Genomic DNA, 8484 nt, shown 5'->3' with positions numbered 1-8484 from the left:
GCCCCTAAAAGATTGCGCAGTTCCCCGCGCCCCTTAGGTGCTTGGGGGCGCGGGGAACTGCGCGGGCAACCCAAACCGACGGCCACGCGACAAACAGGCCCGAGCACCGGTTCTTTCAGGGGCGCGGGGAACTGCGCGAGCAACCCAAACCGACGGCCACTCGGCAAACAGACCTCGGCACCGGGTTTTTCAGGGGCGCGGGGAACTGCGCACCCAGCACCGACCCACCCGCACCCACACATCCACCGCGGCAAGCGACACCGCTACTCCGAAAGGTGTCGCTCCACCGTCTCGACCTTGGACGTCAGTCCATCAGTGACCCCGGGCCGAATGTCCGCCTTCAGGACCAGCGAAACCCGAGGCGCCCGCTCCTCCACCACGGCAACGGCCCGCCGCACGACGTCCATCACCTCATCCCACTCACCCTCGATCGAGGTGAACATCGCGTCGGTGCGATTGGGCAGCCCCGACTCCCGTACAACCCGCACGGCGTCGGCAACGTACTCCCCCACGTCCTCACCGACACCCAACGGCGTCACGGAGAAGGCGACGATCATGCGTTGACGATCCCTTCGTTCCGCGCGCGGGACGCGATCAGCGCGCTCTCGGCCTCGCGCTTGAGCTTGCGCTCGGCGAAGAAGCCGCCGGTCGGCAGCACGGAGAGCACGAAGTAGAGGGCCGCGGTCTTCAGGCCCCACTTGGCACGGTTCCAGGCGTCGGCCCAGAAGATCAGGTACAGGATGAAGAGGATGCCGTGGACCATGCCCATCACGGGCACCGCGTTGAAGTCCGTCGTCCGCTTCAGCACCGAGCAGACCAGCAGCAGGAGGAAGGAAACGGCCTCCGGGGCCGAGACCAGACGGAGACGACGGAGGGCGGAGGCGGTCTTGATGTCCACGAGTCACCTTCGGTGGGAGGAGTCTGGGGTGGATTCGGAAGGGGTGCCGGTGCCGCACGGAAGCTTTGTGAACGCACGCACAAGCTTTCCCATTGAAACATCCTGACCCCTGCCGTCCGGCCTGGGGGTCGGAACCCGCGGAACCCGGCCGACCGGACCCCGAGGTGTTTTCAGGGACGGATCATCCCGAAGGATCTGTTCGGCGACCAGGCCCGACGGCTACCGTCGTCACCGTGGCGATGTTCCGACTCCAAGGCAGCAAGGTGCTGGCCGTCGACATGACCGGCGACGCCGTGAAGGCGAAGAACGGTTCGATGGTGGCGTACGACGGTCAGATGGCCTTCAAGAAGCTCAGCGGCGGTGGCGAGGGTATCCGCGGCATGGTGACGCGCCGGATCACCGGTGAGCAGATGACCCTCATGGAGGTGAAGGGGCAGGGGACCTGCTGGTTCGCCGACCGGGCCAGCGAGATCAACCTCGTGAACCTCCAGGGCGACAAACTCTTCGTCGAGTCGAGCAATCTGCTCGCGACCGACTCCGGCCTGCGCACGGGCACGTCCTTCACGGGACTCAGGGGCGCCTCACAGGGCAACGGGCTCTTCACGACGACCATCGAGGGGCACGGCCAGGCGGCGATCATGTCGGACGGTCCTGCCGTGGTGCTGCGGGTCAGCTCGCAGTACCCGCTGACCGTCGACCCGGGGGCGTACATCGCCCATCAGGGCAACCTCCGGCAGTCCTTCCAGTCCGGTGTGACGTTCCGCACGTTCATGGGCGAGGGCGGCGGCGAGGCCTTCCAGATCCGCTTCGAGGGCGACGGCGTCGTGTACGTACAGCCCAGTGAGCGCAACTCGATCGCGGGAGATGTGTGACATGCCCTTCCGTGAGATCAACTCGAAGATGATCGAGGCCACGGTCATGCCGGGGCAGCGGCTGTTCAGCCAGCGCGGCGCGATGCTCGCCTACAAGGGCGAGGTGTCCTTCACCCCCAACATGCAGGGCGGCCAGGGCGGCCTCATGTCGATGATCGGACGGCGGGTGGCCGACGAGGCGACCCCGCTGATGACCGTCGAGGGCTCCGGCACGGTCCTGTTCGGGCACGGCGGCCACCACATCCAGGTGATCAGCCTGACGGGCGAGACCCTGTACGTGGAGGCGGACCGGCTGCTCGCCTTCGACGGCACCCTGGAGCAGGGCACGATGTTCATGGGCTCGCAGGGCGGGGTCATGGGCATGGTGCGCGGCCAGGTGACGGGTCAGGGGCTGTTCACCACGACCCTCAAGGGGCACGGCAGCGTCGCCGTCATGGCGCACGGCGGGGTCATCGAGGTGCCGATCAGCCCGCAGCGCCCGGTGCATGTCGACCCGCAGGCGTACGTCGCCCACCACGGGGACGTACGCAACAAGCTCTCCAGCGCGCTCGGTCTGCGCGATCTGGTGGGCCGCGGCTCGGGCGAGGCGTTCCAGCTGGAGCTGACCGGGAGTGGTGCGGTGTACGTGCAGGCGTCGGAGGAGAAGCTGTGACCACCTACCCGGGCACGGGCCCCGTGATCCACGACCCGTCGACCCTGCCGGTCGACGACAACGTGAACGCGTACACCTTCTGCGTGGAACTCAAGGGGAGCGAGTGGTTCCTGCAGAAGGGCAAGATGATCGCCTACTACGGCTCGATGGAGTTCAACGGCATCGGGCACGGTCGTCTGGACCGGCTGGTGCGGACGAGTTTTCATTCGCCGTTGCACGCGAGCGACTGGGTCGTGGCCTCCGGCTCGGGCAAGATGCTCCTCGCCGACCGGGCCTTCGACGTGAACTCCTTCGACCTGGAGGAGGGCAATCTGACCATTCGCTCGGGCAATCTCCTCGCTTTTCAGCCAAGTCTCGCGCTCAAGCAGTCGATCGTGCCGGGCTTTCTCACGCTGATCGGGACGGGCAAGTTCGTGGCCGCGTCGAACGGTCCCGTGGTGTTCATGGAACCCCCGATCCGGGTCGACCCGCAGGCCCTGGTCGGCTGGGCCGACTGCCCCTCGCCGTGCCACCACTACGACCACGGGTACATGACAGGCCTGATGGGCGGTCTACGTGCGCTGACGGGCATGGGAGGGGCCTCCGGGGAGGAGCACCAGTTCGAGTTCGTGGGCGCCGGCACGGTACTGCTCCAGTCCAGCGAGGCCCTGATGGCGGAGCAGGCCGCGGGCGCGGTCCCGAACCAGGCCGGAGTGCCGGGTGGCGGCGGGGCACCCGGCCACCAGGGACAGCAAGCCGGCGCACCGCGCCTTCCCGGACAGCTGGGAGACCTCCAGCGTCGCTTCGGGCTGTGAGCGGTAGTCTGCGGAGTGTGACGTCGAACGTGTGCGCGGCGTCACGCCACCCTCACTAGTTCGCTTTTCAACATCTTAGGTAGAATTCATACATGGAGACCGAGACGGCCACTCGCTGGCTGACCGATGCGGAGCAGTGCGCCTGGCGCACCCACCTGGAGGTCAACAGGCTGTTGACGTATCAGCTCGAAAAGGACCTCCAACCGTTCGGCCTGACGATGAACGACTACGAGATCCTGGTGAACCTCTCCGAGTCGGAGGGCAAACGGATGCGGATGAGCGACCTCGCGTCCGCCACCCTCCAGTCCAAGAGCCGCCTCTCCCACCAGATCACCCGCATGGAGAACGCGGACCTGGTCAGGCGCGAGAACTGCGAGTCCGACCGCCGTGGGCTGTACGCCGTGCTCACGGACCACGGCCTGGAGACGATGCGGAAGGTCTCGCCCCACCATGTGGCGTCCGTGCGGCGGCACTTCATCGACCTCCTCTCGCCGGAGGCCCTGGAAGAGCTCCACAAGTCCCTGACCCCGATCGCGGAGCACCTGCGGGGCCAGCGCGGGCGTTCCTGACGTACGACCGGATCAACCGGGCAGCCGGCTAGACCGGCTGGGCCGACTGCGCCGGTCGGTCCGACTTGGCCAAGGGCAGGCGGAGTTCGAACAGGGCTCCGCCTGTCGGCGTGTCCCGGACGGTGAGCGATCCACCGTGCCGGACGGCGACGTCGCGGGCGATGGCGAGGCCGAGACCGGCTCCGCCGTCGTCGCGCGTACGGGCCTCGTCGAGCCGCACGAACCGCTCGAAGACCCGCTCGCGCTCGGCGGCCGGCACGCCCGTGCCGTCGTCGGCGACCCCGAGGACCGCCCACTCCCGCGAGCGCCGCACGGTCACGGCGACCGAGGTCCGCGTGTGCCGCTGCGCGTTGTCCAGCAGATTGCCCAGCACGCGCGCCAACTGCCCGCGCGACCCGGCCACCTCGACGGACTCGGCGTCCACGGACACCTCGACCCGGTCCCCGACCCGCTGGCCCGCCTCCTCGTGGACGAACGCCGCCAGGTCCAGGCGCCCGTCCGCCGACCGCTCGCCCGCGTCCAGCCGGGCGAGCAGCAGCAGGTCGGCGGCCAGCCGCTGCAGCCGTACGGTGTCCTCGACGGCCCCGTCCACGTCCAGCAACTCCGGGTGCGCGGCGCCCACTTCGAGCTGGGTGCGCAGCGAGGCGATGGGGCTGCGCAGCTCGTGCGAGGCGTCGGCGACGAACGCGCGCTGCCGCTCCACCGAGGCCTCCAGGGCGGCGAGCGTCTCGTTCGTCGTACGGGCGAGGCGGGCGACCTCGTCGTGGGTGGCGGGCTCGGGGACGCGCCGCGAGAGGTCCTCGGAGGCCGTGATGGCGGCCATCTCGGCCCGGATCCCCTCCACGGGGCGCAGGGCCCGCCTGGTGACGACGTACGTCACCCCGCTGACCGTCACCAGCAGCAGAGGCAGGCCGATCAGCATGGCCGTCAACGCCGTGCTGACGGCGTCCTGTTCGGCGGAGAGCGGAGCGCCCGCGTAGACGGTGAGCGGGACACCCCCCTTCGTGACCACGTCGACCCCGGCGAACCGGTAGTCGGCCGTCTCCCCCTCGACGGTCGCGGTGCCCTCGCCGTACCAGGTCTCGTCGGCGATGTCGCCGGGGCCGAGAGCGTCCTCCTCGTCGGCCGCTCCCTCGTCCGTGTCGCCGGCGTCGTCATTGGCGACGGAGTTCAGCCGGTCCGAGGCCTTGGCGGACACGTTCATGCCCTCGACGTCCTCGCCGAAGACGACGGGCTTCCCCTTCCGGTCCAGGATCTCGACGGGGTTCTCGTCGCCGTCCGGCAGGTCGAGATCGTTGTACGCGAGTCCGTTGGACAGTGCCGAGGCGGCGTTGCGGGCCACCGAGTCGGCCTCGGTGTCCGCCTGGCCGATGAGGCTGGCCCGCAGCGCGAGCAGCACGGCGGCGCCCGCGGCGACCAGGGCTATGGCGACGACGAGGGTCGCGGCGAGCGTGGCGCGGGCCCGTACCGATCTCATGCGCCGCCTCATGCCCGTGCCTCCAGTCTGTATCCGGCCCCGCGTACGGTCCTGATGAGCTCCGGGCCGAGCTTGCGGCGCAGGGTGCTGATGTAGACCTCGACGATGTTCGGGTCGCCCTCGTACGCGAAGTCCCAGACGTGCTCCAGGATGTCGGCCTTCGAGACGACCTCCCCGGCCCGCACGACGAGCTGTTCGAGGACGGAGAACTCCTTGGTGGTCAGGGTGATCTCGTCCTCCGCGAGGAACACTCGCCGGGCGGCGGTGTCGACCTTGAGGTGCCCGACCTCGTACACGGGCGAGGCTCCGCCCGACGGGCCGCGCCGCCGCAGGAGCGCCTTCACCCGGGCGACGAGGACGACGTACGAGAACGGCTTGGTCAGATAGTCGTCGGCGCCCGTGTCGAGGCCCTCGGCCTCGTCGTACTCGCCGTCCTTGGCCGTGAGCATCAGGATCGGCACGTCGTGTCCCGCGGCCCGCAGGGCGCCGCACACGCGGTAGCCGTTCATGCCGGGCAGCATGATGTCGAGGATGACGAGGTCGTACGAGCCCTCGCCGGCCATGTGCAGCCCCTCCAGGCCGTCGTGGACCACGTCCACGGCGTATCCCTCGGCCGTCAGGCCCTTGGCGAGCGACAGGGCGAGCCGCTTTTCGTCCTCCACGATCAACAGGCGCATGCGCCAAGAGTCGCAAACCGAACCTGAAGAAGCCTTCAGGAGGCTTCAGGTCGGCTTCAGCGTCGTTCAGCCAGATTGGTTCCCGTCGACAGCAGACGAGGCAGACAAGCCACTGCAACCGGCGACACCATCCGTTACTGGTTGCAACCAGTCGCATTCTGGAGGAATCCCATGAAGCGCAACATCGTCATCGCCACCATCGCGGCCGCAGCCCTGATCGGCGGCGGCACCGCGACCGCCATCGCGGTCTCGGGTGACGAAGAGGCGCCGGCGAAGAAGTCCAACGTGCAGGTGTCGAACGACGACACCGGCCGTGACGACGACGCCAATGTGAACGACACGGACGACAACGACGCGGACGACAAGGCGGAGGACAAGGCCGACGCGGCCGAGGACAAGGCCGCCAAGGACACCGGCGAGGACGCCGAGGACAAGGCCGAGAACGCCGCCGACGCCAAGGTCGCGCAGGTCGACGCCGCCGACGCGATCAAGGCGGCGCTGAAGGACACGAAGGGCACTGCCGTCTCGGCCGACCTGGACGACGAGGGCACCAAGCACGTGTGGGACGTGGACATCCTCACCAACGGCGGCGCCTGGCACAGCGTGCAGGTCGACCCCGCCACCGGCAAGGTCGTCGGCTCCCACGTCGACCGGGACGACGACGGTGACGACGCCGCCGAGACCGCGCAGATCCGGGCCGCCCTCAAGGGCAGCTCCGTCACCGCCGCCGAGGCCGCGGAGGCCGGCGCCGCCAAGGGCACCGTGACCTCCGTCGACCTCGACGAGGAGAGCACGGACAAGGCCTGGGAGGTCGACACCACCGCCGCGAACGGCACCGGCAGCGACTGGAGGGTCAACCCCGACTCCGGCAAGATCACGGCGGACCGCTCGAACGACTGACGTCCCCTCTTCCCTCCCCCAGGGACCACAGGTAAGGGCACCCGGCACCGGCCGGGTGCCCTTACCGGCGTTCGCGGGCTTGTTCCGCGGAGCCGACTTCCTGCTAGTGCTTCTGCTCCTGTTCCCGCTCCCGCTCGTGCTCGTGCTCCCGCTCCAACTCCAACTTCTGCTTCTGCTTCTGCTTCTGTGGCCGGGCGCGGGGATAGCGGGTTCCGACGCCGACGGCGGCTGCCGCGAGCAGCGCCGCGCCGCCGGCCAGGGCGAACCCCGCGCCCACGGGCAGGCGGCCCACCAGCAGTCCCCCGGCCGCCGCGCCCGTCGAGATACCCGCGTTCACCGCGGTGTTGACCCAGGCACCGGCCTGGACCCGGGCGCCCGGCGCGGCGGACTCGTCGGCCACCAGATACGCGGTGGTCAGCGCCGGGGCGACGAAGAACCCGGCACACACGACGGCGCCGGTGAGCGTGGCGAAGCCCGGGGCGAGACCGGCGGCGGCCAGGGAGAGGCCCAGGCCCGCCGTCAGCGCCGGCAGTCGGACCCGGGCTCCGGCACGCCACTCGACCGCGCCGTACAGCAGCCCGCCCACGGCGCTCCCGGCCGACAGCGCGGCGAAGATCCACGCCACGGTGTCGTCCCCGTGGCCCCGCTGCTCGGCGAAGGCCAGCACCAGCAGGTCGACGGCGCCGAGCGAGAGCCCGACGCCCGCGGCCACGACGACGGGCTGGACAAGCCCGCGCCCGATCCGAGTCCGGGCGCGGGCCCGAGCGCGGGAGGCCCGTACGGCGACGTTCTTCACCACGGGTGAGGTGACGAACGCCAGAGTGCCGATGCCGACCAGCAGTGCGCTCACGGCGACCCCCGCGGCCGGGGGCGCGAACCCTACGAGCACTCCCACCAGCAGTGGCCCCGAGACGAACAGCAGTTCCTCGGCGACGCCGTCCAGGCTGTACGCGCGCTGCAACAGCCGCCTGTCGGTGACGAGTTCGCCCCAGACGGCGCGCATGGTGGGGCCGAGGGGCGGGGTGCAGGCGCCCGCCGCGACGGCGACCGTGCCCAGGACGGCCGCGGGTGCGCCGGGGCGCCAGGTCGCCGCGGCGAGTGTGCCGAGCAGGCCCGCGTACAGCGCGGCCATCGGCAGCAGTGCGCGGCGCGGGCCGTGGCGGTCCACCAGGGCGGCCCTCAGGGGTGACAGAAACACGCTCGCGGCGCCGAAGAGTGCCATGACGGCTCCTGCGGCGGCGTACGAGCCGGTGGCGCGGCTCACCGCCAGCAGCACGGCGAGCGAGACCATCCCGTACGACAGCCTGCCGACCAGGGCGGCTGTGAAGGTGCGGGTGGCGTGGGGCATGCGCAGTACCGCGGCATACGAGGGCCGCGTTGAAGACGCAGACATGCGAAGGGTTCCTCAGAAAGAGGGCGCCGCCGGGGTGGGCGTGCGCCCGGGCAACGGGGACGCCTGTGCTCCGCGACGGCTGCGCCTACCGCGCTGCCGATCGCGGGCCGGGACGGGCCCTACGCCAAGAGGAGAAACACGCCCCCGAAGCTACCAGCGCCCCCGGACCACCAACAGGCCTTTTCTCGCCCCCGCCGCCCCTACCCATTCCCGTCCCTTACTCAGGGGCTCCGCCCCCGAACCCCCGTGCGC

Annotated in this window: 10 protein-coding genes; 5 read left to right on the top strand and 5 right to left on the bottom strand. The window is 70.1% G+C overall.

Going from position 1 to position 8484, the window contains the following annotated elements; translation table 11 throughout:
- Nucleotides 1-263 precede the first annotated feature (263 nt).
- On the bottom strand, nucleotides 264-557 hold the full coding sequence (locus tag AOK17_RS42170; RefSeq protein ID WP_055617947.1) for an MTH1187 family thiamine-binding protein: 294 nt from the start codon (nucleotides 555-557) through the stop codon (nucleotides 264-266).
- Nucleotides 554-898 carry a DUF3817 domain-containing protein gene (locus tag AOK17_RS42165; RefSeq protein ID WP_055617946.1) on the bottom strand — a complete coding sequence of 115 codons (345 nt, stop codon included), beginning with the start codon at nucleotides 896-898 and terminating at the stop codon, nucleotides 554-556. Before AOK17_RS42165 ends, AOK17_RS42170 begins: the two co-directional genes overlap by 4 nt.
- Before the next feature lie 239 nt (nucleotides 899-1137).
- On the opposite strand from AOK17_RS42165, the gene AOK17_RS42160 reads away from it, so the two are divergent.
- The 4 genes from AOK17_RS42160 (at nucleotide 1138) to AOK17_RS42145 (ending at nucleotide 3785) form a co-directional block, all read left to right on the top strand.
- Complete coding sequence (locus AOK17_RS42160) at nucleotides 1138-1770, top strand: AIM24 family protein (RefSeq protein WP_055617945.1); 633 nt, start codon at nucleotides 1138-1140, stop codon at nucleotides 1768-1770.
- 1 nt (nucleotide 1771) lies between these two features.
- The gene (locus AOK17_RS42155; RefSeq protein WP_055617944.1) at nucleotides 1772-2422 is read left to right on the top strand and encodes an AIM24 family protein; all 651 of its coding nucleotides are present in this window, start codon (nucleotides 1772-1774) and stop codon (nucleotides 2420-2422) included.
- Nucleotides 2419-3216 carry an AIM24 family protein gene (locus AOK17_RS42150; protein ID WP_055617943.1) on the top strand — a complete coding sequence of 266 codons (798 nt, stop codon included), beginning with the start codon at nucleotides 2419-2421 and terminating at the stop codon, nucleotides 3214-3216. Before AOK17_RS42155 ends, AOK17_RS42150 begins: the two co-directional genes overlap by 4 nt.
- A 92-nt stretch (nucleotides 3217-3308) precedes the next feature.
- A complete protein-coding gene (locus AOK17_RS42145; RefSeq protein WP_055617942.1) occupies nucleotides 3309-3785 on the top strand; it encodes a MarR family winged helix-turn-helix transcriptional regulator in 477 nt (158 codons plus the stop codon).
- Between the two features lie 28 nt (nucleotides 3786-3813).
- Here the strand turns inward: AOK17_RS42145 and AOK17_RS42140 are convergent, their stop codons facing one another.
- Nucleotides 3814-5274, bottom strand: a complete 1461-nt coding sequence (locus tag AOK17_RS42140; RefSeq protein ID WP_055617941.1) for a HAMP domain-containing sensor histidine kinase — start codon at nucleotides 5272-5274, stop codon at nucleotides 3814-3816.
- A complete protein-coding gene (locus AOK17_RS42135; RefSeq protein ID WP_055617940.1) occupies nucleotides 5271-5939 on the bottom strand; it encodes a response regulator transcription factor in 669 nt (222 codons plus the stop codon). The genes AOK17_RS42140 and AOK17_RS42135 overlap by 4 nt, the downstream gene beginning before the upstream one ends.
- 171 nt (nucleotides 5940-6110) lie before the next feature.
- Between AOK17_RS42135 and AOK17_RS42130 the strand changes: the two genes are divergently transcribed.
- On the top strand, nucleotides 6111-6839 hold the full coding sequence (locus AOK17_RS42130; RefSeq protein ID WP_055617939.1) for a PepSY domain-containing protein: 729 nt from the start codon (nucleotides 6111-6113) through the stop codon (nucleotides 6837-6839).
- Nucleotides 6840-6942: 103 nt separating this feature from the next.
- On the opposite strand, the gene AOK17_RS42125 is transcribed toward AOK17_RS42130, so the two are convergent.
- Nucleotides 6943-8232 (bottom strand): MFS transporter, encoded by a 1290-nt coding sequence (locus tag AOK17_RS42125; RefSeq protein WP_079053594.1) that lies wholly within the window; start codon nucleotides 8230-8232, stop codon nucleotides 6943-6945.
- Nucleotides 8233-8484: the final 252 nt, after the last annotated feature.

This window comes from Streptomyces phaeochromogenes (assembly GCF_001418655.1).
GTDB classification, from domain to species: Bacteria; Actinomycetota; Actinomycetes; order Streptomycetales; family Streptomycetaceae; genus Streptomyces; species Streptomyces phaeochromogenes.
Note: the sequence above shows the minus strand (reverse complement) of the source record. Positions and strands in the feature narration are given on the sequence as shown.

Excerpts from the sequence above, each read along its gene's own strand:
- AOK17_RS42135 (WP_055617940.1), bottom strand. The coding sequence starts at position 5,939 with ATGCGCCTGTTGATCGTGGAGGACGAAAAGCGGCTCGCCCTGTCGCTC.
- AOK17_RS42145 (WP_055617942.1), top strand. The coding sequence starts at position 3,309 with ATGGAGACCGAGACGGCCACTCGCTGGCTGACCGATGCGGAGCAGTGC.
- AOK17_RS42130 (WP_055617939.1), top strand. The coding sequence starts at position 6,111 with ATGAAGCGCAACATCGTCATCGCCACCATCGCGGCCGCAGCCCTGATC.
- AOK17_RS42170 (WP_055617947.1), bottom strand. The coding sequence starts at position 557 with ATGATCGTCGCCTTCTCCGTGACGCCGTTGGGTGTCGGTGAGGACGTG.
- AOK17_RS42140 (WP_055617941.1), bottom strand. The coding sequence starts at position 5,274 with ATGAGGCGGCGCATGAGATCGGTACGGGCCCGCGCCACGCTCGCCGCG.
- AOK17_RS42155 (WP_055617944.1), top strand. The coding sequence starts at position 1,772 with ATGCCCTTCCGTGAGATCAACTCGAAGATGATCGAGGCCACGGTCATG.
- AOK17_RS42125 (WP_079053594.1), bottom strand. The coding sequence starts at position 8,232 with ATGTCTGCGTCTTCAACGCGGCCCTCGTATGCCGCGGTACTGCGCATG.
- AOK17_RS42160 (WP_055617945.1), top strand. The coding sequence starts at position 1,138 with ATGTTCCGACTCCAAGGCAGCAAGGTGCTGGCCGTCGACATGACCGGC.